This is a genomic window from Pararhodobacter oceanensis, from assembly GCF_003076755.1.
GTDB lineage: Bacteria > Pseudomonadota > Alphaproteobacteria > Rhodobacterales > Rhodobacteraceae > Pararhodobacter > Pararhodobacter oceanensis.
Genome location: NZ_QDKM01000001.1, coordinates 784715 through 810333, shown reverse-complemented (window position 1 = coordinate 810333; position 25619 = coordinate 784715). Strand labels below are relative to the sequence as shown.

General features: G+C 63.9%; 22 protein-coding genes, 1 tRNA gene and 1 riboswitch. Of the genes, 13 read left to right on the top strand and 10 right to left on the bottom strand.

The window, feature by feature from the left end; translation table 11 throughout:
- Window positions 1–33 precede the first annotated feature (33 nt).
- Window positions 34–750: an inner membrane-spanning protein YciB gene (locus DDE20_RS03605; protein WP_116557040.1), complete on the top strand. Its 717-nt coding sequence runs from the start codon at window positions 34–36 to the stop codon at window positions 748–750.
- 137 nt (window positions 751–887) lie between these two features.
- On the opposite strand, the gene DDE20_RS03600 is transcribed toward DDE20_RS03605, so the two are convergent.
- Together DDE20_RS03600 and DDE20_RS03595 are read right to left on the bottom strand one after the other, a co-directional pair.
- Window positions 888–1874: a lipase family protein gene (locus tag DDE20_RS03600; protein ID WP_116557039.1), complete on the bottom strand. Its 987-nt coding sequence runs from the start codon at window positions 1872–1874 to the stop codon at window positions 888–890.
- Window positions 1875–2099: 225 nt separating this feature from the next.
- Entirely contained in the window at window positions 2100–2537 is a 438-nt protein-coding gene (locus tag DDE20_RS03595) for a hypothetical protein (protein ID WP_116557038.1), read from the bottom strand.
- A gap of 179 nt (window positions 2538–2716) precedes the next feature.
- Window positions 2717–2793, top strand: a riboswitch (SAM riboswitch).
- Between the two features lie 64 nt (window positions 2794–2857).
- Between DDE20_RS03595 and metZ the strand changes: the two genes are divergently transcribed.
- From metZ to DDE20_RS03575, 4 genes are all read left to right on the top strand, one after another.
- Window positions 2858–4045 carry an O-succinylhomoserine sulfhydrylase gene (gene metZ / locus DDE20_RS03590; RefSeq protein ID WP_116557037.1) on the top strand — a complete coding sequence of 396 codons (1188 nt, stop codon included), beginning with the start codon at window positions 2858–2860 and terminating at the stop codon, window positions 4043–4045.
- A 148-nt stretch (window positions 4046–4193) separates the two neighbouring features.
- Window positions 4194–5315 (top strand): GTP cyclohydrolase FolE2, encoded by a 1122-nt coding sequence (gene folE2, locus DDE20_RS03585; protein WP_116557036.1) that lies wholly within the window; start codon window positions 4194–4196, stop codon window positions 5313–5315.
- A 60-nt stretch (window positions 5316–5375) separates the two neighbouring features.
- The gene (locus DDE20_RS03580) at window positions 5376–6335 is read left to right on the top strand and encodes a 1-phosphofructokinase family hexose kinase (RefSeq protein WP_116557035.1); all 960 of its coding nucleotides are present in this window, start codon (window positions 5376–5378) and stop codon (window positions 6333–6335) included.
- 104 nt (window positions 6336–6439) lie between these two features.
- Entirely contained in the window at window positions 6440–7888 is a 1449-nt protein-coding gene (locus tag DDE20_RS03575; RefSeq protein WP_116557034.1) for a TrkH family potassium uptake protein, read from the top strand.
- A gap of 173 nt (window positions 7889–8061) precedes the next feature.
- Here the strand turns inward: DDE20_RS03575 and DDE20_RS03570 are convergent, their stop codons facing one another.
- Complete coding sequence (locus DDE20_RS03570; protein ID WP_165814409.1) at window positions 8062–10005, bottom strand: trypsin-like peptidase domain-containing protein; 1944 nt, start codon at window positions 10003–10005, stop codon at window positions 8062–8064.
- A 284-nt stretch (window positions 10006–10289) separates the two neighbouring features.
- On the opposite strand from DDE20_RS03570, the gene DDE20_RS03565 reads away from it, so the two are divergent.
- Genes DDE20_RS03565 through glyS form a run of 3 tightly spaced genes read left to right on the top strand, consistent with a single transcriptional unit; the run spans window position 10290 to window position 13998 of the window.
- A complete protein-coding gene (locus tag DDE20_RS03565) occupies window positions 10290–11219 on the top strand; it encodes a glycine--tRNA ligase subunit alpha (protein ID WP_116557253.1) in 930 nt (309 codons plus the stop codon).
- Window positions 11216–11743 (top strand): DUF6446 family protein, encoded by a 528-nt coding sequence (locus DDE20_RS03560; protein WP_240607826.1) that lies wholly within the window; start codon window positions 11216–11218, stop codon window positions 11741–11743. Before DDE20_RS03565 ends, DDE20_RS03560 begins: the two co-directional genes overlap by 4 nt.
- Before the next feature lie 8 nt (window positions 11744–11751).
- Window positions 11752–13998 (top strand): glycine--tRNA ligase subunit beta, encoded by a 2247-nt coding sequence (gene glyS / locus DDE20_RS03555; RefSeq protein ID WP_116557032.1) that lies wholly within the window; start codon window positions 11752–11754, stop codon window positions 13996–13998.
- A 79-nt stretch (window positions 13999–14077) separates the two neighbouring features.
- Here glyS and DDE20_RS03550 read toward each other — a convergent pair whose 3' ends face one another.
- From DDE20_RS03550 to DDE20_RS03525, 6 genes are all read right to left on the bottom strand, one after another.
- A complete protein-coding gene (locus DDE20_RS03550; RefSeq protein ID WP_116557031.1) occupies window positions 14078–15052 on the bottom strand; it encodes a quinone oxidoreductase family protein in 975 nt (324 codons plus the stop codon).
- Window positions 15053–15233: 181 nt separating this feature from the next.
- Entirely contained in the window at window positions 15234–15632 is a 399-nt protein-coding gene (locus tag DDE20_RS03545) for a PaaI family thioesterase (protein ID WP_116557030.1), read from the bottom strand.
- Window positions 15629–16645 carry an acyl-CoA dehydrogenase family protein gene (locus DDE20_RS03540; protein ID WP_116557029.1) on the bottom strand — a complete coding sequence of 339 codons (1017 nt, stop codon included), beginning with the start codon at window positions 16643–16645 and terminating at the stop codon, window positions 15629–15631. Before DDE20_RS03540 ends, DDE20_RS03545 begins: the two co-directional genes overlap by 4 nt.
- A 24-nt stretch (window positions 16646–16669) precedes the next feature.
- Window positions 16670–17860 carry an acyl-CoA dehydrogenase family protein gene (locus tag DDE20_RS03535; protein WP_116557028.1) on the bottom strand — a complete coding sequence of 397 codons (1191 nt, stop codon included), beginning with the start codon at window positions 17858–17860 and terminating at the stop codon, window positions 16670–16672.
- Between the two features lie 13 nt (window positions 17861–17873).
- Window positions 17874–19049 (bottom strand): acetyl-CoA C-acyltransferase, encoded by a 1176-nt coding sequence (locus DDE20_RS03530; RefSeq protein ID WP_116557027.1) that lies wholly within the window; start codon window positions 19047–19049, stop codon window positions 17874–17876.
- Window positions 19050–19052: 3 nt separating this feature from the next.
- Window positions 19053–21143, bottom strand: coding sequence for a 3-hydroxyacyl-CoA dehydrogenase NAD-binding domain-containing protein (locus DDE20_RS03525; RefSeq protein WP_116557026.1), 2091 nt, complete (start codon window positions 21141–21143; stop codon window positions 19053–19055).
- A 240-nt stretch (window positions 21144–21383) separates the two neighbouring features.
- Here DDE20_RS03525 and DDE20_RS03520 point away from each other — a divergent pair, with 240 nt between their 5' ends.
- The 3 genes from DDE20_RS03520 to DDE20_RS03510 all read left to right on the top strand — a co-directional run bounded on the left by DDE20_RS03520 (window position 21384) and on the right by DDE20_RS03510 (window position 24035).
- Entirely contained in the window at window positions 21384–21953 is a 570-nt protein-coding gene (locus DDE20_RS03520; protein WP_116557025.1) for a sigma-70 family RNA polymerase sigma factor, read from the top strand.
- Window positions 21950–22603 carry an anti-sigma factor gene (locus tag DDE20_RS03515; RefSeq protein WP_165814408.1) on the top strand — a complete coding sequence of 218 codons (654 nt, stop codon included), beginning with the start codon at window positions 21950–21952 and terminating at the stop codon, window positions 22601–22603. Before DDE20_RS03520 ends, DDE20_RS03515 begins: the two co-directional genes overlap by 4 nt.
- Window positions 22604–23474: 871 nt before the next feature.
- Window positions 23475–24035 carry a fasciclin domain-containing protein gene (locus DDE20_RS03510; protein WP_116557023.1) on the top strand — a complete coding sequence of 187 codons (561 nt, stop codon included), beginning with the start codon at window positions 23475–23477 and terminating at the stop codon, window positions 24033–24035.
- A gap of 90 nt (window positions 24036–24125) precedes the next feature.
- Here the strand turns inward: DDE20_RS03510 and DDE20_RS03505 are convergent.
- Window positions 24126–24201, bottom strand: a tRNA-Val gene (locus DDE20_RS03505).
- Window positions 24202–24302: 101 nt separating this feature from the next.
- Here DDE20_RS03505 and DDE20_RS03500 point away from each other — a divergent pair.
- Window positions 24303–24620: a hypothetical protein gene (locus DDE20_RS03500; RefSeq protein ID WP_116557022.1), complete on the top strand. Its 318-nt coding sequence runs from the start codon at window positions 24303–24305 to the stop codon at window positions 24618–24620.
- A gap of 124 nt (window positions 24621–24744) precedes the next feature.
- Entirely contained in the window at window positions 24745–24918 is a 174-nt protein-coding gene (locus DDE20_RS18960) for a hypothetical protein (RefSeq protein ID WP_165814407.1), read from the top strand.
- The last annotated feature ends 701 nt before the right edge of the window (window positions 24919–25619 follow it).

The following is a 25619-nucleotide window of genomic DNA, read 5'->3' as shown; positions in this document are numbered from 1 at the left end:
CAGATGGGGCCGCAGTGACCCTTCGGAGTTTAGATGACCGATCCAGACAAATCCCGCGCGCCTGATGTTGAGCCGATCTCGCCCGTAGAGCCCGCAACCGCGGCAGGCGCCGAGCCGCAAGATGCCGCCCAGCCCACATCGCAGCCTTCACCGCAGCCAGCAACGCAGCCCTCACCGCTGGTCAAACAGCTGTTGGAATTCGGCCCGCTTTTGGTGTTTCTGGCCGCCTACCTCTGGCTGCGCGATGCCAGTGTCACGGTCGCGGGGCGTGACTACGGCGGGTTTGTCGTGGCGATTGTGCTGTTTGTGCCGCTGCAGATCGCCTCGGCGCTGGTGCTGCGTAAGCTCACCGGGCGGCTGTCGCGGATGCAACTGGTGACGCTGGCGATGGTGGTGGTGCTGGGGCTGGCGACGGTCTTGTTCAACGACGAACGCGTGTTCAAGATGAAGAGCACGTTTATTTTCGGCCTGTTTGGTATTTTGCTGTTCATCGGTCTGTGGCGCGGGCAGTCGTGGCTGGCCTTTGTGCTCGATCAGGCGCTGCCGATCAGCCATGAGGGCTGGATGGTGCTGACCCGGCGCATGGCGTGGTTTTTTCTGGTCTTTGCGGCGATGAATGAAGTGGTCTGGCGCAATTTCTCAACTGATATCTATGTGCTCTGGGACACCTTCGGGCAGATGGGGGTGATGTTTGTGTTCCTGATGGGCAATTACAGGTTGATCGACCGCTATTGGACCGGGCCGCGCTAAGTCGGGCTGCTGAGGCTGGCGCGGGGCTGTAGGGGGCGGGACTTAGGGCCATCGAGGCCCTGCGGCCCGCCGGGAGGCTTTGCCTCCCACGGTGCTGGCGCACCTCCCACCAGGATATTTATTGCACAAAGATGGGGTTAGAGGGGCTGTGTCAAGCCGGGCGCAGTTATTGGCTGCGCGCGGCGGCGCAGGCGGGACCAGCGTGGCTCGGGCGGGGTGGCGAGGCTTTCGGTGAGCACCGGCAGGGTCAGGCGCGTGCGGTCGTGCAGGAGCGCGCGGTAGAGGCGGAAGACGCCGGGGCGCAGGTAGACCGACCAATGGCAGATGCGCGATTTCGGCGGCGCCAAGGGCAGGCCGAGGCGGCGCAGGGCCAGGTCGGTGGCGGGGTTGTCGAGTTGGATATCGAGCCAGTTCGGTGCCGCTGGCAGGCCGCGACCGAGCGAGGCGCCTGCGCCGCGGGGCGAGAAGGCGCGCTCGAAGAGGAAATCGTAAAGATCGTTCTCGCGGGTGGTGATGTTGAAAAACTCCGCCTCGGCTCCGGCAAGGCTTGCGCGGGCATGGAGCGCGCGGTGGGTGAAATCGGCGCCGGCGAGCATCAACACACGGCCGACACTGCCTGCGGCGAGGAGCGGCAGCGCGCCGAGAATGATGCGCACGCCAAGCGAATGGCCGATCAAATCGACGCGGCGCGAAGGATCGGCGCGGCGGATGATCTGGATGAGGCGCGCGAGCATCGGCGCGGTGGCATCGGCGGCGGCGGTGGCGCGCCACAGGCGGCCGCTGGCATCCCAGCCGAGCGCGATACACAGGCCGAGGGGCTGGCGCGGGCCGGGCAGGGCAAAGCCCAGGCGCCGCGGCCAGGAGACAAAGCGGCTGCGGCCATGACCGGCGCGGGGGGCGAAAATCAGATCATGGGGGTCTTTGCCCGAGACACCGGGGCAATAGCCTTTGCCGTGGAGCATGATCACCACCGGCGCCGAGGCGGGGAGATGTTTGAGCGCTGCGGCGATGGCCAGATCCGGTGCCTTGTTGCCCTGTCCGCCGCCGATATCCCCGCCCAAATCACCGCCATCACCTGCCAGCTGCAGGCCGGTTTTGGATGCGGTGATCGGGATCAGGGTCATCTCGCGGCTTTCACTTAAAATCTGCGGTTTATGGGGCGTCCTTATTCTCAAATCTAGCTTGGCTGGCGGGCACCGGTCGCGGCGCGGTCGTCCAGCCTATGGAAGTAAGACGGTCAAATCGCCTCATCAGTTCAGCCTGAGCGCGATAAATGTCGAAAATGTGAAAACCGCGTGACGGTGACCCCGTCCGCGGCTTTAACCCTGCAGCTGTGGTTTTTGGGTCGCTCAGAGCACCAGTTGATAGGTGGTCAGCATGTCGATCGCGCTATCGGTGCCGCCGGGGCGCATCACCCCGCGGGCGTGCAATTCGGCCTCGGTCAGCATCGCGTAATCGACCAGCGCACGGGCCACGGTCAGGTCATCGCGGCCAATATATTCGCGAAAGGTTGCATGAATGCGCGCATAGGCGAGGCTCAGCGTGGCGTCATCCATCGCCCGCAGCGCCGCTTCGGTCGATTGCCGCGCCGGGCGGGTCATATGCAGCTCTTGCAGCGGCATGACCAGCGAGATTTCGGTCTGCAGCATGGTCTGGGCGCGCGCCTGATCGACAAATTTGCCAAGGCCAAAGACCGAGGCGCCGAACACCGAGGCGGTCAGGGCTATGATATTTAAAGGGACACCGCCGAACTCGTTACACACAAAATTCTTGATCGTCGGTTTCATATTAAATTCGTCCTGCACTCATTCTACCTGCTGCTTGTCGCGCCCAATCGGGGCAATAGCGGGGCAGGCGGCGGGCGATTGCGGGGCGTTGTTTGGGAAATGCCGCGGCAGGGCGCAGCGCAGGTGCGGTGAAAACCACCGCAGCGGCATTGACGAAACCCGCGCAAATGCCGTAACGCAAGGCGTAACGTGGGGCTTTGTGCCGGCTTGCGGTCCACGCTAAACCTTCCGCTAAAGAGGCTTGGTTTCGCGTCACTGCGCAACCGCCCCTGCCGGCGTCGGATCACGCGGTGTTGAGCGCCGCAAAAGGGACACAGGCGATGGTCAATTCATCTGGTTGGAAGTCACGCACGCGCGCGGTTCATGGCGGCGCCCGCCGCAGCCAATATGGCGAGATGGCCGAGGCGATGTATCTGACGCAGGGTTTCGCCTATCCCGATGCGGCCAGCGCCGAGGCGCGGTTCGTCAAATCCGGCGCGGATGAGTTCATCTATGCGCGCTATGGCAACCCGACGGTGGCGGTGTTCGAAGAGCGCATTGCCAGTCTTGAGGGCTGCGAGGATGCATTCGCCACCGCCTCTGGGATGGCGGCGGTCTCGGGTGCTTTGCTGGCGTTGTGCCAAGCGGGCGACCATGTGGTCGCCAGCCGCGCGCTTTTTGGCTCGTGTCTTTATGTGCTTGAGGATGTGCTGGGGCGCTACGGGGTTGAGGTCGAATTCGTCGATGGCACCGATCTGGCGCAGTGGCAGGCGGCGATCCGCGCGGATACCAAGCTGGTGTTCCTTGAGAGCGTGTCGAACCCGACGCTGGAGGTGATCGACCTGCCTTCGGTGATCGAGATCGCCCATAAGGCGGGCGCTTTGGTGGTGGTGGATAATGTCTTTGCCACCCCGGTGTTCAGCCGCGCGGCCGAGCATGGCGCTGATATCATTGTCTATTCCGCGACCAAACATATCGACGGGCAGGGCCGCTGTCTGGGCGGGGTGATCCTGGGCTCGCGGGAGCTGATCCGCGGCAAGATCGAGCCCTATATGAAACATACCGGCGGCGCGATGAGCCCGTTTAACGCCTGGATGCTGCTCAGCGGGCTGACCACGCTGGAACTGCGGGTCAAGGCGCAGGCGGCCAGTGCGCAGGCGATTGCCGAGGCGCTTGCGGGCCATGCGGCGGTCTCGAATGTGCTGTTTCCGGGGCTGCCTGCGCATCCGCAACACGCGCTGGCGCAGGCGATCATGGGCGGGCCGGGCACGGTGCTGGCGATGGATCTGAAGGGCGGAAAAACGGCAGCTTTTGCCTTTATGGATGCGCTGGAGATTGTGCTGATCTCGAACAATCTGGGCGATGCGCGCTCGATCGCCACGCATCCGGCGACGACCACCCACCAGCGGCTGCCCGAGGATCAAAAGGCGCTCTTGGGGATCACCGACGGGTTGATCCGGCTCAGTGTCGGGCTGGAAGATACCGGCGATCTGCTGGCGGATTTGCAGGCGGCGTTGGCATCCGTATAGTGTCGCCAAAGGGTGATCCGATGGCGAGATTGGCGCGTATGACCGTTGAAACTGCGCGTGTGAGGTTTACCTTATAGGCCCTAAGTGCCCGGGGACGGGCCGAGCCACAGGTCGAGCAAGGTGATCGTCATGTTTTGGGGGGCGAGCGATGAATATCCAGAAACCTGCGGCTGATTTCGAGCCGGATACCGCACAGGCCGAGGCCGCGCTGGACGTGTTGCGCGCCTTTGCCGCGCGCGCCAGCGATGCGCAGCTTGCGGCGATGGACCCCGCGCTGCGTCGTCTTTTGCCCGGTGAGCCTGACCCCGCCTATCCCGAATTCCGCCGCGATTACCCCGCCGAGTTCGAGGCCGATACCGCCTATAAACGCACCATGCCGGATTTACAGAACGGCCCGTCGAGCCTGATCAAAGGCGCGCGGACGGCGATCCAGCATGTGGGGATTTCCAATTTCCGCCTGCCGATCCGGTTCATGACCCGCGATGGCGGTGGCGATAGTGCTGAGCATGGCGATGTGACGTTGCAGGCCTCGATCACCGGCACGGTCAGCCTTGAGGCCGAGAAAAAGGGCATCAATATGTCGCGGATCATGCGCAGTTTCTATGTGCATGCCGAAAAGCGCTTTAGTTCGCAGGTCGTCGAGGCGGCGCTGGATGACTATAAGAACGACCTCGAGAGTTTCGATGCGCGCATCCAGATGCGGTTTTCTTTCCCGCTGAAGGTCAACAGCCTGCGTTCGGGGCTGACCGGTTGGCAATATTACGATATCGCGCTGGAGCTGGTCGATACCGGCGGCGTGCGGCGGCAGTTTATCCATCTCGATTACGTCTATTCCTCGACCTGCCCCTGCTCGCTGGAACTCAGCGAACACGCGCGCGCAGGGCGCGGGCAACTGGCGACGCCGCATTCGCAGCGCTCGGTGGCGCGGATCTCGGTCGAGGTTCTGCCCGGCAAAGTGCTGTGGTTCGAAGACCTGATCGACGCCTGCCGCAGCGCCGTGCCCACGGAAACGCAGGTGATGGTCAAACGCGAGGATGAACAGGCCTTTGCCGAACTCAACGCCGCCAATCCGATCTTTGTCGAGGATGCCGCGCGGCTGTTTTGCGAGGCTTTGGAGGGTGACGCACGGATCGGCGATTTCCGCGTCGTGGCCAGCCATCAAGAGAGCCTGCACAGCCATGATGCGGTCAGCGTGTTGACCCGTGGTGCCGCCTTCGAGGCGCAGAGCCTTGATCCCAAACTCTTCTCGACGCTGATCCATATCGGGTAATATGATCGGATGCAGGACAGGCAGCAGCGATCACGGCGACACTTGCAAAGAGGGCCGTGAATGTCCGAAATCCTGACCATCACCCTGAACCCCTGCCTTGATCTGAGCGCTGCGACCCCGCAGGTCAGCGCCGGCCCCAAGCTGCGACTGCAAGACCCGCGCGAAGAGCCGGGCGGCGGCGGGATCAATGTTGCGCGGGCGATTGCCGCGCTGGGCGGGCAGGCGACGGCAGCGGCGGCGCTAGGCGGTGTCACCGGCGCGCGGGTGATGAAACTGCTCGAGCCCTCGGGCGTCACTGTGGCGCGGTTCCGCATTGAGAGCGAGACGCGGCAGAGCCTTGCGGTGACCGAGGAGGAGACCGCTGCGCAATACCGTTTCGTGATGCCCGGCCCGCTGTGGTCCGGGGATCTGGCGGCGGCGTTTCTGACGCGGGTGCGCGAGGAAAGCCAGCGGATCGGCGCGGGGGCTGTGGTGGTGCTCTCGGGCAGCCAGCCGCAGGGGGTGCCGGATGATTTCGCGCAGGAGCTGGCGCGGCAGGTGGCGCCGTCCAGACTGATCGTCGATACCTCGGGCAGCGCACTGTCCTATCTGGTGGCGCATCCCGACCCGCAGCAGCCGCTGTTTGCGCTGCGTATGGATCTGCGCGAATCCGAGGCGCTGGCCGGGCGGGCGCTGGACACTGTGAGTGACAGTCTGGATTTCGCGCAGTCTTTGGTGCGCGGCGGCGTGGCGCAGGTGGTGATACTGGCGCGCGGCGCCGAGGGCTCGGTTTTGGCCTCCAAAACCTTGCGTTTGCACTGCGCGCCGCCTGACGTGTCGGTGGCAAGCAAGGTCGGCGCGGGTGATAGTTTCACTGGCGGATTCGCGCTGGCATTGGCGCAGGGCGCCGATCTGGCCGAGGCCCTGCGCATGGGCACAGCGGCGGCCTCGGCGGCGGTGATGACGCCGGGCAGCGCGCTGTGCCGCGCCGAGGATGTGGCGCGGCTGAGCGCCGATTGTCCGATCCACACGCTGCCCTAACCCCTTGTGACGCGCCGCTTTCGCGCCTTGGACAGCAGGCGCGCGCCCCGCACCGCAGACCGGAGCCGCTTGACAGCGCTGCGCGCCGCCGCCAAGGCTTTGCCATGATTGATTTCAGACCCGTCGCCCATATTATCGGCTGGTTGCTGGTGTCCCTCGGGGCGCTGATGATCGTGCCGCTTGCGGTCGATATCACCGCTGGCAGCTCTGATTGGAAGGTGTTCGTCCAATCGGCCTTTGTCACCATGGTGGCGGGCGGGGCGCTGATCCTGACCACCGCCAACAGCCTTGGCGCGGCGCTGACCCTGCGGCAGTCGTTCCTCCTGACCACGCTGACATGGACCGTGCTGCCGCTGTTCGGCGCGGTGCCCCTGATGCTGGGGCTGGGGCATATCGGCTGGACCGATGCGATTTTCGAATCGATGTCGGGGCTGACCACCACCGGCTCGACGATTCTGGTCGGGCTCGATGGTCTGCCCCCCGGTCTGACGCTCTGGCGCTCGATGTTGCAATGGCTGGGCGGGCTGGGGATCGTGATCGTGGCGCTGATCTTCTTTCCGGTGATGAAGGTTGGCGGCATGCAGCATTTCCGCTCGGAAGGCTTTGACACGATGGGCAAAGTGCTGCCGCGCGCCGCCGATATCAGCTGGATGCTGGTGCAGATCTACGCCGGTCTGACGGTGCTCTGCGCGCTCTCCTATCTGGTTGGCGGGATGGGCGCGTTTGATGCGATCAACCATGCGCTGACCACGGTCTCGACCGGCGGGTTCTCCACCCGCGACACCTCGTTTGGCGAGTTCGACGGCCAGATCCACTGGATCAGCGCCGCTTTCATGTGGCTCGCCGGTCTGCCGTTCATCCGCTATGTGCAGATGGTCAACGGATCGGTCACGCCGCTGTTTCGCGACATTCAGGTGCGCGCCTATTTCCGCTGGACGCTCTATGCAATCGCGCTGGTGTCGCTATATCGCGCGTTCCACAGCGAAGCGGCGATCGAGCCGATCATCCGCGAGGCGACCTTCAATGTGGTGTCGCTGTTCTCGGGCACCGGTTACGGCAGCGCCGACGTGGGGTCTTGGGGAGATTTCCCGATCCTTGTGTTCATTGTCGGCGGGTTCATCGGGTCTTGCACCGCCTCGACCGGCTGCTCGCTGAAAGTGTTCCGCTTTCTGGTGCTGTTCGAGGCGATCCGCGCGCAGTTGCGGCAGTTGGTCTCGCCCAATCGGGTGATATTGCTGCATCTCGACGGGCGGCGGCTGGATGATGATGTGGTGGTCTCGGTGGTGGTGATGTTCTCGGCCTTTGTGCTGGGCTTCGGCATTCTGACCATCGGGTTGTCGCTGACCGGCCTCGAGATGCGCACCGCCTTCACCGCCGCATGGACCTCGATTTGCAACATTGGCCCTGCGTTCGGCGCGGGTGTCGGGCCGACCGGCGCGATGGATGCCTTTCCCGACAGCGCCAAATGGCTGATGACCGCGGCGATGTTGATGGGGCGGCTGGAGATGATCGCGGTGCTGGTGATCCTGCTGCCACGGTTCTGGCGCAGTTGATCGCAGGGCAGGGGCGGCCTCGGGGTGAGGTGACCAATCGGCGCGAGGGCATCGGCTTGGCCATCCCTGTATGACCACAACAGGCGAAGATGCGAAGCCTTGGAGGCATGATCTGCACAATGCAAACGGGCGGCCCGATCAGGGGCCGCCCGTTGTGGTTTATAAGCTGTGGATCAGTTCCAGCAGGAGACCAGAACCGTCAGATCCGCCGAGACGCGGGTGAGGATTTCCGCCGACATCGGGATCGCCACGCGGCTTTGGGTGCCGGTCAGCCCCGCGCCTTGCAGTGCCGAGAGGATCGCGTTCGAGGAGACCGCGAAATTCACATCATCGGGCAGCATCCGGCCCGGGGTCTCGGGACGCGGCAGCAGCATGCCGATGACGGTGCCGTTCGAGTCGAACACCGGCCCGCCGGAATCGCCCGCTTCGGCGCCCACGGTCAGGCGGCGCAGCTCGGGTTCGCCGTTCAGCCCCTGCAACTCGCTGAGTTGGCCGAAGGTGATGATCGGACGGGTCAGCGTGTCCTGATAGCTGAAGCCCGAGACGCGGATGTCCGAACCGGCGCGCGGCGCGGCCGAGGCGAATTGCGCGAAGGCCAAGGGCACCAGCGGCTCTTGCGGCGAGAGAACCGCGATGCCGTTGGCCGCGTCGACGGTGCGGATATCGGCGCCATAAGCCTCGTCAATCGTCACCCGCTCACAGCTTTGCACCGCTTCGGCGCTGGTCACCACCGTGCCCACCGCATCGACGAAAAAGCCGGTGCGCGAACGGTCGGGGCGGCGCACGTCCAGCCCTGCGATCAGGTCACGCCGCGCCACGGTCGAGGCGGCAGCGCCGAGGTTCGAGGGCAGCACGCCTTCGATCGGGCGGAAGCTGTCGCGCATCGAATCGATCACCAGCGTAGCGTCGGCATCTGCCGCAGGCTCCCAGAACAGCGCCCAACCCTTGATCTGGCCGTTTTGCAGGCGCGCTTCGACATGGGCGCGCTGCGTGGCGCTCTGGCCGGTGATGATAAACCGGTCACGCCCGCGATCACGCTCGCCTTCCAGCGGGATGATTTCCAGCGTTTGCAGGATTTCATAAAGGCCAAACAGCGTCGCTTGCGAGCCTTCCTGGCTGAGCAGCAGGGCGCGCATGTTACTGTCGTTGGTCTCGGAGAAATGAGCGAAAGGCGCTTCGTGGCGGTCGAATTGCAGCATGCCCAGCGGCAGGGTGATTTCGATCCCCGCAGCCTCATCGCGGAACGGCGCGAAAGCATAGCGGGCGACGGCGGCGTCATAGCCGTTGAGCAATTCCATCCGCTGCGAGGTGCTCAGGAAGCCCCAAGGCTCATAGCCTTTGTCGGTCTGCCAGTTGCGGATCGCCGAGCGGGTGCCGGGGCCGAATTGCGCGTCGATGCCCGAGCGGTAGAAGCCGAACCACTGCAGGGCGATCTGGATCGCAATCCGGTCGTCGCGGGTCAACTGGCGCTCATCGGCCTGCGCGGTGGCGAGGGTCTCGATGATTTCGGGCTCGGGTTCCGCAACGGGTTCCGCAACCGGAGCAGGCTCGGTCTCCGCGGCAAGGACGGTCTCGGCAACCGCCTCGGGGATCACATCAGTGGCGGTTTCAACCAGTTCGACGGTTTCCTGCACCGGTGCCAGCACCTGCGCCACCGCATTGCCGGTATCAGTGGCCGTGGTCGCGACATCTGCCGTGGCATTCGCCTCGGCCTCGGGTGCGGCAGCAAGAGCGACACTTGCGCCTTCGACGCTCAGCGGCTGCAACGCGGCGGCCTGACCGCCAACCGGCCAGAACTGCTGGCCGTAGATCGCATTGTCGGTGACATAGGCATCACCGCGGATCTCGCGCGAGGCCAAAAGCTGCGCGCGGCGGGTTTCGGCGTCATCCTCGCTGGCAAATGGTCCCATCGCCAGCGCATACCAGCCACCGGCAATGCGGAAACCGGCGATATTGCCCAGCCGCTGCTGGTAACGGGTGGCGAAATCTTCGGCGGTGCGTAATGTCGCATGTGCTTCGATCTGGACCCAGTAGGACGCCTGCGCAATTGCAGCCACCGGAGCCAGAAACAGCACGAGCAGGGCGGTGAATAAACTTCTAAAAATACGATCTGTCACGGGTGTCCCACAATTTGTTGATCTTATGATTCCCAAGCGACCGTAGCAGGGTCACGCGGTTATTACTGATAAAATCTTGGTTAGTTCGGGGCTTCAACCGTGTAATTGGCTATTTTTTATCGGCTCTGCATGAAATCGGGCAGGGGGCTGGCGTTGACCCTGCGCAGTGGCTTGCCTATTGAGGCGGCAACGCGCGTACCGCCCGCCCGCCAGTGTCTGACCAGATGCCGAGGGCCCGCCGGTGCATGACCCCTTCGCAGACCCTGCCATGGATCGAGGCTTTGATGCTTGAGAGCACCACCAAACCCCGCAGTTTTCAGGAAATCATCCTGCGCCTTCAGGCCTATTGGGCGCAAAAGGGCTGCGCGATCCTGCAGCCTTACGATATGGAGGTCGGCGCTGGCACCTTCCATCCGGCGACCACCCTTCGCAGCCTTGGCAGCCAGCCTTGGGCCGCCGCCTATGTGCAGCCCTCGCGCCGCCCCACCGACGGGCGCTATGGCGAGAACCCGAACCGTTTGCAGCATTATTACCAGTATCAGGTGCTGATCAAACCCAGCCCGCCGGACCTGCAGGAACTCTATCTCGGCAGCCTGCGCGCCATCGGCATTGACGACGCGCTGCATGATATCCGCTTTGTCGAGGACGACTGGGAAAGCCCGACGCTCGGCGCTTGGGGCTTGGGCTGGGAGGTCTGGTGCGACGGGATGGAGGTCAGCCAGTTCACCTATTTCCAGCAGGTCGGCGGCCATGACTGCAAGCCGGTGTCCGGCGAATTGACCTATGGGCTCGAGCGGCTGGCGATGTATGTGCTTGGCGTTGACCACGTGATGGAGATGCCGTTCAACGACCCCGAGGCGCCGATTGCCCTGAGTTACGGCGATGTGTTCCGCCAGACCGAGCAGGAATACAGCCGCTGGAACTTTGATCAGGCCGAGACCGCGATGCTGCTGCAGCATTTCGAGGATGCCGAGGCCGAGTGCCAGCGCATTCTTGACGCGCCGCATGACGATCCGACCACCAGCAAGCGCATCATCATGGTGCATCCGGCCTATGATCAATGCATCAAGGCCAGCCATCTGTTCAACCTTCTGGACGCGCGCGGGGTGATCTCGGTCACCGAGCGGCAGGCCTATATCGGTCGCGTGCGGGCGCTGGCCAAACTCTGCGCCGATGCCTTTGTGCAAACCGAGGCCGGAGGGTGGGCCGCGTGACCACGCCTGTCACCAAACGCGTGACCAAAGGCCAGCTTGCGGTGCTGGCGCTGGTGCTGCCAGCGGTGGTTGTCGGCGCGGGGATCTATTACACGCAGGTCTACGGCTATTACGACCGGCTCGAACCGCAGATCGGCTATGCGATCGCCACGCCCGAGGGTGTCGCCAATCTGAGTATCGCGGGTTTCGAGGGGATCGACAGCGACTCCTCGCCGCTGCGCTACCGCGCCTGTTTTGAAATTACCGGCGCGCTGCCCGAACTGGTCGATTATACGGATGCCGAACCGCTGATCTCGCCCTCATGGTTCGATTGCTTCGACGCCGCCACGATTGCCGCCGATCTCGAGGCGGGCGCCGCGCGCGCGGTGCTGGTCGAGCAAGACGCGCCCTACGGCTTCGACCATGTGATGGCGCTCTATCCCGATGGCCATGCCTATGTCTGGCCGCAACTCAATGCCTGCGGTGCGGCGCTGTTTGACGACGATCCGCTGCCCGCCCACTGTCCGCCCCCGCCTGAAAGCTGAGCCAAGCCATGCCCGATGTTCTGATCGAACTCTTCTCCGAAGAAATCCCCGCCCGTATGCAACGCCGCGCGGCCGAGGATCTGCGCAAACTGGTCACCGATGGTCTGGTCGATGGCGGGCTGACCTATGCCCATGCCCGCGCCTATTCGACGCCGCGCCGTTTGACGCTGGCCATCGAGGGGCTGTCCGAGCAAAGCCCGACGCTGCGCGAAGAGCGCAAAGGCCCGAAGGTCGCAGCGCCCGAGAAAGCCATCGAGGGCTTTCTGCGCTCGACCGGACTGACGCTCGAGCAACTGGAGCAGCGCGAGGATAAAAAGGGCGCGTTTTATCTGGCCACGATCGAAAAGCCGGGGCGTGCGGCGCCGGTGATCCTTGCCGAAGTTCTGGAAAGCGCGATCCGCAATTTCCCATGGCCGAAGTCGATGCGCTGGGGCGCGGGCAGCCTGCGTTGGGTGCGCCCGCTGCATTCGATCCTCTGCGTGATGACCCGCGACGACGGCACCGAGGTGGTGCCCTTTGAACTCGACGGCATCACCGCGGGCGACACCACCCGCGGCCACCGTTTCATGGCGCCCGATGAGATCAAGGTCACCGGCTTTGAGGATTACGCCGCCAAGCTGAAGCGCGCCTTTGTGGTGCTCGACGCCGAAGAGCGCGCGGCGAGCATCGCCCATGACATCGAGACCCGCGCCTTTGCTTTGGGGCTGGAACTGGTCGAGGACTCCGGCCTCTTGGCCGAGGTCTCGGGGCTGGTCGAATGGCCGGTGGTGCTGGTCGGCGAGATCGAAGAGCAATTCCTCGACCTGCCGCCCGAAGTGCTGCAAACCTCGATGCGCGAGCACCAGAAGTTCTTTTCCCTGCGCGATCCCAAAGACGGGCGAATTGTTCGATTTGTGACAGTCGCCAACCGCGACACCGCGGACCAAGGCGCGACGATTCTGCGCGGCAACCAAAAGGTGCTGGCCGCCCGCCTCGCTGATGCAAAGTTCTTTTGGGAGAATGACTTACGCGTGATTGCGAATGTCGGACTTTCGGGCATGGCCGAAGGTCTGACAAATGTGACTTTCCACAACAAACTCGGCAGCCAGAAAGCGCGGATAGATCGCATTTCTGCACTTGCCCGCGAGATCGCGCCCTTGGTCGAAGCTGATCCCGACCTTGCCGAACAGGCTGCACAGATCGCCAAGGCCGACCTGCAATCCGCGATGGTCGGCGAGTTCCCCGAGCTGCAGGGCACCATGGGCGTCTATTACGCGCGCGCGGCGGGGCTGCCCGATGCGGTGGCGAATGCCTGTAAAGCCCACTACCAGCCGCTTGGCCCCTCGGATGACGTGCCCAGCGACCCCATCTCCGTCGCCGTCGCGCTGGCCGATAAAATCGACACGCTCACCGGCTTCTGGGCGATCAATGAGAAACCCACCGGCTCCAAAGACCCCTTTGCCCTGCGCCGCGCTGCGCTCGGGGTGATTAGGCTAGTAGTGACCAATGCATTGCGCCTTTCGCTCTACGAGCGAGCATTTCTTGCGCTCGCGAAGCATGTGGGCCATTTAGCCGCGGAGGAAGATTTCGCCCCAGTTCGTCCTGCGATCGAAGCTCTCAGGGGCCAAGTTAATGATGACGTTCTTCAAGCTTTCGCGGCACAATTTGAAGATGAAAAGATCCGAGCCAGAGAATTGGACAAGGCGCCGACAGAGGCGCGCCCAGACGTTGCTCTGGGGCTCTCTTTGGCACAAGACCTCCTCACTTTCCTCCACGACCGCCTGAAGGTCTACCTACGCGATCAGGGCATCCGCCATGACGTCATCGACGCCTGCCTTGCCATGCCCGGCAACGATGACCTGACCTTGCTGGTCAAACGCGCCAGGGCGCTCAGTGAACTGCTGAAAACCGCGGACGGCCCGAACCTGCTGCAAGGGTTCAAACGCGCCAATTCGATCCTTACCCAAGCCGAGGAAAACGACGGCGTCGAATACTCCTTTGGCGCGGATGTGAAATACGCCGAGACCGACGAGGAGCACACCCTGTTTGCCGCCCTCGACAGCGCCGAAGCCGCGATTACGCCTGCCATGCAAGCCGAGGATTTCGCCGCGGCGATGCACGCGATGGCGGGGTTGCGCGCGCCCATCGACGCCTTCTTCGAGGCGGTGCAGATCAACACTGACAGTCAGGTGTTGCGCCGCAACCGGCTCAACCTGCTCAGCCGCATTCGCACGATCTGCGGCGGGGTGGCGGATTTCACCAAGCTGGACGGCTGACCCGCTTCATCTTGCGAAAAATACTCTGGGGGTGAGCCCGCAGGGCGAGGGGGCAACGCCCCCTCTCTTTTTCACTTGATCACAGTGTCAGGATTGTCGAACCGGTGGTTTTCCGCGCCTCGAGCGCCTCATGCGCCGCGCGCACATCTTCCAGCGCGAACCGCTGGTCGATCTGCACCCGCACCGCGCCGCTGGTGACTTTCTCAAACAGATGTTTCGCCATCGCCTGACAATCCTCATGTTTGGCGATATGGCTGAACACCGTCGGACGGGTGATTTGCAGCGAGCCTTTGGCGGCGAGTTTGGCGATATCGAAGGGCGGCACCGGCCCCGAGGCATTGCCGAAGGAAATCATCATCCCGCAGGGCCGCAGGCTGTCGAGCGAGCCCTCAAAGGTCGAAGCGCCGACCGAATCCATCACCACATCGACGCCGCGGCCTTCGGTGATCTCGCGCACGCGGGCGGCGAAATCATCGGTGTTGTAATTGATCGCATGGGCCGCGCCGTGCTCCAGCGCGCGGCGGCATTTGTCGTCGGAACCGGCGGTGGCGATCAGCTTGATGCCCTCGGATTTCGCCCATTGGCAGGCGATCAGCCCGACGCCACCGGCAGCGGCGTGAAACAGCACGGTGTCACCGGCCTTCAAGGGCACCGTGCGGTGAAACAGGTATTGCACCGTCAGCCCTTTGAGCATCATTGCCGCCGCCGTGTCGAAATCCACCGCATCGGGCAGCGGGCAAACCTGCGCGGCGGGCATCACCCGGGCCTCGCAATAGGCGCCCGGCGGCTGCGCGGCATAGGCGGCGCGGTCGCCGGGCCTCAGATGGGTGACGCCCTCGCCGACCGCCTCGATGGTGCCCGCGGCCTCCATCCCCAAAGCGGTGGGCAGTTGCATCGGATAGAGCCCCGAGCGCTGGTAGCAATCGATGAAATTCAACCCGCAGGCGGCGTGGCGGATGCGGATTTCGCCCGGGCCGGGCGCGCCGACCTCGCGGTTGCTGAGGGTGAGGACCTCGGGTCCGCCGTGTTCGGAAATGATGATTGTTCTGGCCATATCGGCTGCCTCCTGAGTTTGGCGGCAGAATGGCGGTTTGGCGGGATATTGGCAAGCAGGGCCCAGCGTCTGGCGACGGCCGGGCGGAGGGGGGCGAGGGGCTGCCGCCCCTCGCGCTCCCTGCCTTAGGGGGGCACGCCCCCCTAAGAACCCCGTGGATATTTATCGACAGATGATGGGGTTAGGGGATGGGGGCGCGTTTGAACGTGCCGGTGGCTTGGGCGATCAGGGTGTTGTTTTGGTCGTGGGCTTCGCCTTCAACGAAGACGGTTTTATAGCCGCCGCCCATGATGCGGCCGGTGGCGGTGATAATGCCCAGCGGCATCGGCGCGATGAAATTCACCGTCATCGAGATCGTCGAAAACGGGATACGCCCGCCGTCGCCCTTGAGGAAACTGGCGGTCGCACCCATCGCGGTGTCGAGCACGGTGGCGATGAGCCCGCCGTGCATATTGCCGTGACGGTTGGTGTGGTCGTCATGGACCTCCATGATCACCGCGATCCGCCCGTCGGCGCGGTCAGTCTCGATGCGCCAGTTGAGCAACCTGGCGGTGCCCGAGGCGTCGGCGGCGACGCTCATGCCGAGAGGCGGATGAAGCGCTCAAGGTGCCAGTCTTCGTCGCCAAAGCGGTGATCAGCGGCGATCAACCGGCGGGCGATGGGGGCGAGGGCGTATTCCTCGGTCATCGCGATACCGCCGTGCATCTGGATCGCCTCTTCGGCGACCAAAAGCGCGGTGCGGCCGATCAGGTTTTTCGCGGCCGAGGTCTGGCGGTCGCGCTCTTTGGGCTCGGCGTTGATCGCTCCAGCGAGGTTGATCACCGCGGAACGGGCCATCTCGATCTCGATCGCGACATCGGCCATCCGGTGTTGCAGGGCCTGAAATTTGCCGATCGGCACGCCGAACTGGGTGCGGGTGCGCAGGTAGTCGAGGGTCATGTCCTTGGCCGTATCCATCGTGCCGATGGTATCGGCGCAGAGCGCCAGCGTGGCCATGGCAATGCGCGCCTCAAGCTGCGCTTGGCCGCCGCCGAGAGGGGTGGCGGGGGCGGCGTCGAGGGTGACTTCGGAGGTCGAACCGCCCGCGAGTGAGGGCGTGGTGTGCAGGGTTACGCCCTTGGCTTTGGGGTCGACGCTGAACAGGGTGACCTCGCCGTCCAAAAGCGCCGAGACCACCAGCAGATCGCTGTCCTCAGCCGCTGTGACCACGGTTTTGCGGCCGGTCAGCGTATTGTTGTTCGCGGTGGTGGTGATCGGGCCGAGGTCATAACGCAGACCGGGTTCAAGATAGGCCGCAGTGACGCGCAATTCGCCCGCGATCACCTGTTCCACAAGGTCGGATTTTCCGCAATCGGCGAGCAGGCCGCCGGCGAGCCCCGCCTCGAGCACCGGCAATTCACAGCCGGCGCGGCCTAATTCCTCGAACACCACGGCCAGGTCAAAACCGGCGCCGCCAAAGCCGCCTTCGTCTTCCGTGAACAGCGCGCCCAAGACGCCCAATTCGGCCAGAGCCGCCCAATCGGCGCCGCGTTCCAGCGTGCGGCGCAGGCTGTCGGCCAGCATCCGGCGCTCTTCGGTATGGTTGAAATCCATGATTTTTCCTCCTCGGAGCGGCGCTTACAGGCCGAGAATCGCTTTGGTGATGATGCCGCGCTGGACCTCGTTCGAGCCGCCGTAGATCGAGATTTTACGGTTGTTCATATAGGTGTTCGAGGCTTTGGCGGCATAGTCGGGGCCGGGGTGATAGAGGTTGCTGTCGAGGTCTTCAGAGACAAAGGGCACCGCCCATGGTCCCACCGCGCGGCGTGCCAAGTCGTTGATTTGCTGGCGGATAATCGAGCCTTTGACCTTGAGCATCGAGCTTTCTGCGCCCGGGGCCGCGCCCTCGTCGGCGCCTGCAACCACGCGCAGGTTGGTGGTGGCCATCGCCATCAGGTCGATCTCGATCCGCGCCAGACGGGCGGCGAAATGAGGGTTCTCGATCAGGGGTCGCCCGTGGTGCATCTCGGTCTTGGCGACACGTTTGAGCGCATCCAACCCGGCGTTGCAAAAGCCGACGCCAGCGATACCGGTGCGCTCATGTGTCAGCAGGTATTTGGCGTAGGTCCAGCCCTTGTTTTCCTCGCCGACAAGGTTTTCCACCGGCACGCGGACATCGGTGAACCAGACCTCATTAACCTCATGCACGCCGTCGATGAGGATGATCGGGCGCACCTCGATGCCCGGAGTGTCCATGTCGATCAGCAAAAACGAGATACCCTGCTGCTGTTTCACCGATGTGTCGGTGCGCACCAGACAGAAGATTTTATTGGCGTATTGGCCGAGCGTGGTCCAGGTTTTCTGGCCGTTGACGATATAGTGGTCACCGTCGCGCACGGCGCGGGTTTTCAGGCTGGCAAGGTCGGATCCGGCGCCGGGTTCCGAATAGCCCTGACACCACCAATCCTCGCCCGAGAGAATGCGCGGCAGGTAGTAATCCTGTTGCTCTTTGGAGCCGAACGCCTGCAGCACCGGCGCCAGCATACCGACGCCAAAGGGCACGATGCGGGGCGCGTTGTGATAGGCGGTTTCTTCCTCAAAGATGTGCTTTTGCACCGCCGACCACGCGCCGCCGCCGAATTCCTTGGGCCAAGGCCCTGCCAGATACCCTTGCGCGTTCAAGCGGCTGTGCCAGAGGTCCATATCGGCTTTGTCGAGATGGGTGCCGACGGCGATTTTCGCGGCGGCTTCGGGGGCCACATTGGCCTTCATGAAGGCGCGGACTTCCTGCTGAAAAGCGCGTTCCTCGGCGGTGTAATTGAGGTCCATTTGCGACCCTCCCTCAGTAGATTTCAAACAATCCGGCAGCGCCCGCGCCGCCGCCGATACACATGGTGACCACGCCCCATTTGGCCTTGCGGCGGCGGCCCTCGAGCAGGATGTGACCGGCCATGCGCGCGCCCGACATGCCGTAGGGGTGGCCGATGGCGATGGAGCCGCCGTTGACGTTGTATTTCTCGGGGTCGATGCCCAGCGCGTCGCGGCAATAGAGGCATTGCGAGGCGAAAGCCTCGTTGAGTTCCCATAGGTCGATATCGTCGATGTTCAGCCCGTGGCGTTCCAACAGGCGCGGGATCGCAAAGACCGGCCCGATGCCCATCTCGTCGGGCTCGCAGCCCGCCACCGCATAGCCGCGGAAGGCGCCCAAGGGCTCCAGACCGGCTTTGGCGGCCTCGGAGGCCTCCATCAACACCAATGCGGCGGCGCCGTCCGAGAGTTGCGAGGCGTTACCGGCAGTGACGAAATGCTCGGGCCCGCGCACGGGGGCGAGCGATTGCAGCCCCTCCAGCGTGGTGCCGGGGCGGTTGCATTCGTCCTGCGCCAGCGTCACATCACGGTGCGAAATCTCGCCCGTCGCCTTGTCTTTGACCGCCATGGTCACATCCATCGGCACGATCTCATCGGCAAACACACCAGCCAGTTGCGCGGCGGCGATACGTTGTTGCGAGCGCAGCGCATAGGCGTCCTGCGCCTCGCGGCTGACCCCGTAGCGGGCGGCGACATTATCGGCGGTGTCGATCATCGGCAGGTAGAGATCGGGCTTATGCTCCAAAATCCACGGCTCGGGGGCGTTGCGCGGGCTCGGCTGGTTGAGGCTGATGCTCTCGACACCGCCCGCAAGGATCGCCTTGGCGCCCTCAAGCTGGATCATATGCGCGCCCTGCGCGATTGCCTGCAGCCCCGAGGCGCAAAACCGGTTCACGGTGGTGCCGGCGACGCTGACCGGCAGCGCGGCGCGGATCGCCACCTGCCGCGCGGCATTGCCGCCGGTGACATTCTCGGGCAGCGCGCAGCCGAAAATGGCATCTTCGATCAGCGCCGGATCAATACCTGCGCGGCTGACCGCATGGCTGGCGGCATGGGCGGCGACGGTGACGCCGTGGGTCTGGTTGAAGGCGCCGCGGTAGGCTTTGCCAATCGCGGTGCGGGCGGTCGAGACAATAACGGCGTCTTTCATGGCTTATCCTTCATTCAGGCTGGAGAAATTGCGGCCCTCATTGACCAGCTGTTCGAGCAGGGGCGCGGGCTGCCAGAAGAAATCATCGCTCTGCGCCTGCGCTTTGATCGTCGCCAGCACCGTATCAAGGCCGATATGGTCGGCGTAATGCATCGGCCCGCCGCGAAACCGCGGGAAGCCGTAGCCGTAGAGTTTGGTCACATCGACATCCAGAGGGCGCAGCGCGATACCCTCGCCGACGACCTTGGCGCCCTCGTTGATCATCGCGGCCATATAACGTTCAACGATCTCGGCGTCGGTGAATTCGCGCGGGGTGATGCCCTTGGCCTTGCGCTCTTCGGCGATGATCTCCTCAACTTCCGGGTCGGGGCGGCCTTTGGGCGATTGCTCATCATAGATGTAGTGCCCGCGGCCGGTTTTGCGGCCCAAGCGCCCCTTGTGATAAAGCGCGTCGCCCCATTCGCCGAAACGCTCGCGCGGATCACGGGTGGGGGCGAGGCGTTGGCGGGTCAGATAGCCGATGTCGATACCGGCGAGATCAGCGACCGCATAGGGGCCCATGGCAAAGCCGAAATCGACCAGCACCTTGTCGATCTGGAAGGGGCTCGCACCTTCGAGCACCATATGATCGCCCGCCGCGCGGTATTTCGACAGGATGCGGTTGCCGATAAACCCGTCGCAGACACCGGCGCGCACGGGGATTTTCTTGAGCGCTTTGGCCAGCGCGAAACCGGTGGCCAGCACCTCGGGCGCGGTTTTCTCGGCGTCGACGATCTCGAGGAGTTTCATCACATGCGCGGGCGAGAAGAAATGCAGCCCCAGCACATCCTGCGGGCGCTTGGTCATCGCGGCAATCGCATCGATATCCAGATAGGAGGTGTTCGAGGCCAGCACCGCGCCTTGTTTGCAGATCGCGTCGAGTTTGGTGAAGACGTCCTTTTTGACCTCCATCGATTCGAACACCGCCTCGATCACCAGATCAACCTCGGCGAGGCTGTTGTAATTATCGGATGTGACCAGAGCGTCCGCCAGCAGCGCCTCGCGCTTGTCCGCCTTCAGCTTGCCGCGTTTGACGCTATCGGCGAGGGTTTTGGCAATCCCGTCGCGGGCTTTCTGCGCGGCCTCCGTGTCGCGTTCGATCAGCGTGACCTTGAGGCCGGAGAGAAGGCAAGACACCGCGATACCGCCGCCCATGGTGCCGCCGCCGATCACCCCGATATGGTCGAGCGGGCGCGGCGTCACGCCTTTGAGTTCCGGCAGGCTGGCGGTTTTGCGTTCCGAGAAAAACGCATGGATCATTGCCGCGCGCTGCGGGGTTTGCATCAGGTCCCAAAACGCCTGCCGCTCGATTTTCATCCCCTCGGCAAAGGGCAGCTTGCCCCCCGCGACAGCCGCCTCGATGCCGCGCAGATGGCAGACATGGCCGCGCTGTTTGCGCGCCACGGCGGATTTGAGCGCCTGCAGATCGGCCTCGTCATAGGGGGCGACCTCCATTTCGCTGACGCGGCGCACCCCTTTGCCCTGATCCAGCACGCTCTGCGCAAACTCCATACCGGCGTCAAACGGTGCTTTGTCGCTCAGTGCATCGACCAGCCCCAGTTGCAGGCATTCCTCGGCGCCGACTTGCCGCCCGGAGGTGAACATCTCGCAGGCGGGGATCATGCCGATCAGCCGCGGCAGGCGCTGGGTGCCACCGGCGCCGGGGATCAGGCCCAGATTAACCTCCGGCAACCCCATCCGCGCGCCCTTCACCGCCACGCGGTAATGCGAGCCCAGAGCCACCTCGCAACCGCCGCCCAAGGCGGTGCCGTGGATCACGCAGACCACCGGCTTTTCCAGCGCTTCGATATGGGCGATGACATCGGGCAGATGCGGCTCTTTGGGGGTCTGGCCGAACTCCTTGATATCGGCGCCCGCAATGAACGTGCGCCCCTCGGCGACCAGCACCGCGACCTTTTGCGGGGAGGCGGCGAATTGATCCGCCGCCGCCACCAAGCCTTGGCGCACCGCGATGCCGGTGGCGTTGACCGGCGGGTTGTTGACGCGGATCACGCCGATTTCGCCGTGGGCTTCATAGGTGACGGGGGTGTCCATAGCGGGCTCCTTCAATCGAAACTATGCGGCTGGCCGAACCGCAGGGCGCGGCTCCGGCGCGGTCAATGCGGCGGGCACGGGCGTCATGCTCTCATCGGTCAGGCAGCGATGGTGTTGCGAAAAAAGCTACGGACCTGCGGGCGCTGTGGCAAGCGAAGAACCGCGAAACTTGTCTCTGGACACGTAGCGTCACCGCGCTAGCTCAGGGGAACGGCGCAGGGCCGCAGCGGAGGGCCATGGGTGCCGGACGATATCATCACCGAGTTGCTGTTGCGGGTTGCCCGACAGGATCGCGCCGCCTTTCGCCAGCTTTATTCCGAGGCCGCGCCGAAACTTACCGGTGTCTTGCTGCGTATCCTTGGCAATAGAGCCGAGGTAGATGATGCTATGCAGGATGTGTTTATCAAAGTCTGGCAACGTGCGGCCTCCTTTCAGCCCGACAAGGGCCGGGGGATCAGCTGGATGATTGCCGTGGCGCGCAACCATGCGCTCGACCAGTTGCGCAGGCGACCGGCGGCGGCGGGGATGTTTCGCGCCGAGGCCCGCGACGCCGAGGGGCAGGACCCGCTGGAGCAGGTGGCCGATGGCGCAATCGGCGTCGAGCAGGGGATGATCGCACAGGGCGAGGCGCGCCGCGTGGTCGATTGCTTTGCCACGCTGGAGGAGGAGCGTTCGGCGGCGGTGAAGGGCGCCTATATCGAGGGGCTGTCCTATCAAGAGCTTGCGGAACGCTTTGAAGTGCCGCTCAATACCATGCGGACATGGTTGCGGCGCAGTCTCATGCGGCTCAAGGAGTGTATGGATCAATGACGCAATCAGGTGATCATACGCCCGAGGAGACCCCCGAGCAGCGCGATGACCTCTTGGCCGCCGAGTATGTGCTCGGCGTATTGACTGGTGCCGACTGGCGCGCGGCGGCGGAGCGGGCGCAGGTCGATGGCGCCTTCGCGGCGCTGGTGGCACAGTGGGAAGAGCGGTTGGCGGGGCTGAATGAGGCTTACGCTGCGGTGCCCGCAGCGGATTTGATGCCGCAGATCGAGGCGCGGTTGTTCCCTGCACCTACGCGTGCGCGGCGGCGCTGGTTCACCGGCTTCGCGGCGGCGGCCCTCTCGGCAAGCGTGGTTCTGGCGGTGGTTCTCTGGCCGCAGGCTCCGGCGCCGGTGCAGGTGCAACTGGTCGGCGAGGACGCGCGGTTCGTGGCGGATTATGATGGCGCGGCGCTGGAATTCGCGCTGGCGCTGGATGCGGCGGGCGAGGGGCGTGACTATGAGCTCTGGGCGATCGGCGATGACGGTGTGCCGCGCTCGCTGGGTCTCTTGCGCGGGCCGGTGACACGGGTCGAGGCGGAACTACTCGCGGGGGTGACCCTCGCGGTGAGCCTTGAGCCTGCGGGCGGCGCACCCGGCGATCTGCCGACCGGACCGGTGCTGGCAACAGCGGTATTGCCGAGCGTGAACTGATCCTCAGCAGGAGGCAAGGCGTGGGTGTCGTGTATCGCCAGACCGGGACCGGTCTGGCGATTTTTGCATTCAGTGCCCCGATCAGATCGTAGATGCAGGCCGCACAATCATCCGCGCTGCTCAACCCGTGGGTCGCCAACTTGCGGTCTGGCTCTGTGCCGGAGTGCCTTCTGGTGCGGACTCAAGGCGCAGCCGCCGCACATCGCCAGACCGCCCCCCGGGCTGGCGATCCTTTGCCGCATGCGCACCGATCAGCTCATGGATGTAGGCCGCACCATAAAGCGCGTCGTTCAACCCGTGGGTCGCCAACCTGCGCTCTGGCACTGTGTCGAAGCGCCATACGTGCGGACACAAGGCGAAGCCGCCGCACATCGCCAGACCGCCCCGCGGGCTGGCGATCCTTTGTCGTAAGCGCTCCGATCAGATCATGGATGTAGACCGCACCGTAAAGCGCGTCGCTTAACCCATCGGTCGCCGACCTGCGGTCTGGCACTGTGTCAGTGGGCCTTCTTGTGCGGAATAAAGGCGCAGCCGCCGCACATCGCCAGACCGCCCCCCGGGCTGGCGATCCTTTGCCGTAAGCGTTCCGATCAGATCATGGATATGGGCCGCACCATAAAGCGCGCCGTTCAACCCATGGGCCGCCATCCCGCGGACTGGCGATGTGCGGCTTATGGTGCGCGTAATAGGTGAGGCGTGGTGCGTGGCGGGTTCGTTTTAGGCCGCGCGAGAGAGGCGAAGAAGGAGCGCTGAAAACTTTCTCGCAAAGTTTTTCATCTTTTTTCGCCCGATCTGAAACTTCCCCGAAAACCTCCCGTTTCTCAACTATGGGCCCAGAGGTTGGGCCTGAAACACCCAACGGGAGATACTTATGAAACTGACTTTTGCCGCCGCAATCACCGCCACCGCCCTGAGCACCTCGTTTGCCTTTGCGGAATCGCATAGTGAAAATCCGATGGTCGGCGGTGCGCCGATGCTGGAGAGCCGAAATATTGTCGAGAACGCGCTGAATTCGGCCGATCACACCACGCTGGTCGCCGCCGTGCAGGCCGCCGGTCTGGTGGAAACGCTGCAGGGCGAGGGGCCGTTCACCGTTTTCGCCCCGACCAACGCCGCTTTTGACGCGCTGCCCGATGGTACCGTCGAGATGCTGCTGATGCCCGAGAACCTTGCGCAGTTGCAGACCGTGTTGACCTGCCATGTGGTCGCGACGAACGCGCTTTGGGGCGATATCAACACGATGATCTCGGATGATGGCGGCAGCCATACGGTGACCACCGTCGGCGGCTGTGAATTCGAGGCGACGATGACCGACGGGGTGATCCAGATCATCGACGGTCAGGGCCGCGCGGCGAATGTCACAATTGCTGATGTCAAACAGTCGAACGGTGTGATCCATGTGATCGACAGCGTGCTCTTGCCCGCCATGTGATCACGCGATGTGATCACAAAACCCGCGCTGACATAGAGCGTTTGGCCCCGGTGGTTCGCCGCCGGGGCTTTTCGGTGTTTCGGTGGGGGATGGTGGGTGATGAGAGACTCGAACTCCCGACATCTTCGGTGTAAACGAAGCGCTCTACCAACTGAGCTAATCACCCGCGCCGCCCTGATAGACCGAAGGCGGGGCCGAGGGCAAGCCACTCGCCGGTTTTCCTGCTGGATTAATTTGTCATTAACCCTGACGGCGGATACTCGCGGCATGAAGCCTGTTGTGTTGCTCTGTCTTGTCGCTCTGATTGGCTCTGGCTGTTCCTCGCCGGGGCATGCGTATTTCGGAGTCGCCCCGCGCAGCGTCGAGATCGACGGGCGGCGCTATGATGTCTACGCGCGGCTCGACCGGCTACGGCCCGAGGTGCAGGTGATTCGCATGGGCTATGCGCGGCGTCCCGAGCATATTGCGATCCTTGAGGCGATGGTGCAGGCTGCCGAACAGGCCACCGGTTGTTCGGTGATTGCGGGCTCGGCGGTGGGCGATAGCGGGGTGATGAACGCGCGATTGTCGTGCAGCGGCGGGTGATGTCTTCGTCTAGCTTGCGTGACTTGCCTGACCTGCAGCTGCGATTTGCGCAAGATCAAGGTTGCCGCTGTCTTATGTCCTATGCTGGCCGTGAACTTAAGATAAAGGGCATGAAATGCTGAGATTGACCTCCCTGTTGTATGCCGTTGTCGGGACCACCCTGGCAGGGATCGGGGTTATCGTCGCGGTGACGATGAATATGTATGACGTGCAGTCGATTGTCGTCGCGGCGGTGATCGGCGCGATTGTCGCGCTGCCGGTAAGCTGGCTGATCGCGCGGAAATTGCAGGAGTTGTAAGGCGGAGCGATAACCCTGCGTCCAACTGCCCGCGCGGAATCAAGGCGAAGCCGCCGCGCATCGCCAGACCGCCCCCCGGGCTGGCGATTTGGTGCCGCTGGGCACGTCGTTCACACTATGGATGTAGAACGCGCCATAAAGCGCATGGTTCAGCGGTTGGGCTCGCCACCCCGCGGTCTGGCGAGGCGCTCTGTGGTGCAGAAGCTATTCCTTGCTTAGTCGCAACTTGATGTATCGACGTTGATCTTTTCGCCCCGCGCGGAGTCAAGGCGTAGCCGCCGCGCATCGCCAGACCGCCCGCACGGGCTGGCGATTTGGTGCCGCTGGGCGCATCGCTTAGCTGGTTTGCGGACTTGGCCACCATAAAGCGCATCGTTCAGCGGTTGGAACGCCATCCCGCGGTCTGGCGAGGCGCTCCGTTGTTCTACTGCTCCGCGCGGGACAAGGCGTAGCCGCCGCGCATCTTCCCGTCGACCGGCAGGTGATTATATCAAAATCTCCGAGAGGGGGACCGCCGGCAGGGCTGGCGAGGCGCTCCGTTGTTCCACTGCTCCGCGCGAGACAAGGCGTAAGCCGCCGCGCATCGCCAGACCGCCCACGGGGCTGGCGATTTGGTGCCGCTGGGCGCGTCGTTCACATGATGGATGTAGAACGCGCCATAAAGCGCATCGCTCAACGGTGGGGGCGCCATCCCGCGGTCT

What these genes read in the sequence shown, in the direction of transcription:
- DDE20_RS03605 (WP_116557040.1), top strand. Translation starts at nt 34, where the DNA reads ATGACCGATCCAGACAAATCCCGCGCGCCTGATGTTGAGCCGATCTCG.
- DDE20_RS03600 (WP_116557039.1), bottom strand. Translation starts at nt 1,874, where the DNA reads ATGACCCTGATCCCGATCACCGCATCCAAAACCGGCCTGCAGCTGGCA.
- DDE20_RS03595 (WP_116557038.1), bottom strand. Translation starts at nt 2,537, where the DNA reads ATGAAACCGACGATCAAGAATTTTGTGTGTAACGAGTTCGGCGGTGTC.
- metZ (WP_116557037.1), top strand. Translation starts at nt 2,858, where the DNA reads ATGGTCAATTCATCTGGTTGGAAGTCACGCACGCGCGCGGTTCATGGC.
- folE2 (WP_116557036.1), top strand. Translation starts at nt 4,194, where the DNA reads ATGAATATCCAGAAACCTGCGGCTGATTTCGAGCCGGATACCGCACAG.
- DDE20_RS03580 (WP_116557035.1), top strand. Translation starts at nt 5,376, where the DNA reads ATGTCCGAAATCCTGACCATCACCCTGAACCCCTGCCTTGATCTGAGC.
- DDE20_RS03575 (WP_116557034.1), top strand. Translation starts at nt 6,440, where the DNA reads ATGATTGATTTCAGACCCGTCGCCCATATTATCGGCTGGTTGCTGGTG.
- DDE20_RS03565 (WP_116557253.1), top strand. Translation starts at nt 10,290, where the DNA reads ATGCTTGAGAGCACCACCAAACCCCGCAGTTTTCAGGAAATCATCCTG.
- glyS (WP_116557032.1), top strand. Translation starts at nt 11,752, where the DNA reads ATGCCCGATGTTCTGATCGAACTCTTCTCCGAAGAAATCCCCGCCCGT.
- DDE20_RS03550 (WP_116557031.1), bottom strand. Translation starts at nt 15,052, where the DNA reads ATGGCCAGAACAATCATCATTTCCGAACACGGCGGACCCGAGGTCCTC.
- DDE20_RS03545 (WP_116557030.1), bottom strand. Translation starts at nt 15,632, where the DNA reads ATGAGCGTCGCCGCCGACGCCTCGGGCACCGCCAGGTTGCTCAACTGG.
- DDE20_RS03540 (WP_116557029.1), bottom strand. Translation starts at nt 16,645, where the DNA reads ATGGATTTCAACCATACCGAAGAGCGCCGGATGCTGGCCGACAGCCTG.
- DDE20_RS03535 (WP_116557028.1), bottom strand. Translation starts at nt 17,860, where the DNA reads ATGGACCTCAATTACACCGCCGAGGAACGCGCTTTTCAGCAGGAAGTC.
- DDE20_RS03530 (WP_116557027.1), bottom strand. Translation starts at nt 19,049, where the DNA reads ATGAAAGACGCCGTTATTGTCTCGACCGCCCGCACCGCGATTGGCAAA.
- DDE20_RS03525 (WP_116557026.1), bottom strand. Translation starts at nt 21,143, where the DNA reads ATGGACACCCCCGTCACCTATGAAGCCCACGGCGAAATCGGCGTGATC.
- DDE20_RS03515 (WP_165814408.1), top strand. Translation starts at nt 21,950, where the DNA reads ATGACGCAATCAGGTGATCATACGCCCGAGGAGACCCCCGAGCAGCGC.
- DDE20_RS03510 (WP_116557023.1), top strand. Translation starts at nt 23,475, where the DNA reads ATGAAACTGACTTTTGCCGCCGCAATCACCGCCACCGCCCTGAGCACC.
- DDE20_RS03500 (WP_116557022.1), top strand. Translation starts at nt 24,303, where the DNA reads ATGAAGCCTGTTGTGTTGCTCTGTCTTGTCGCTCTGATTGGCTCTGGC.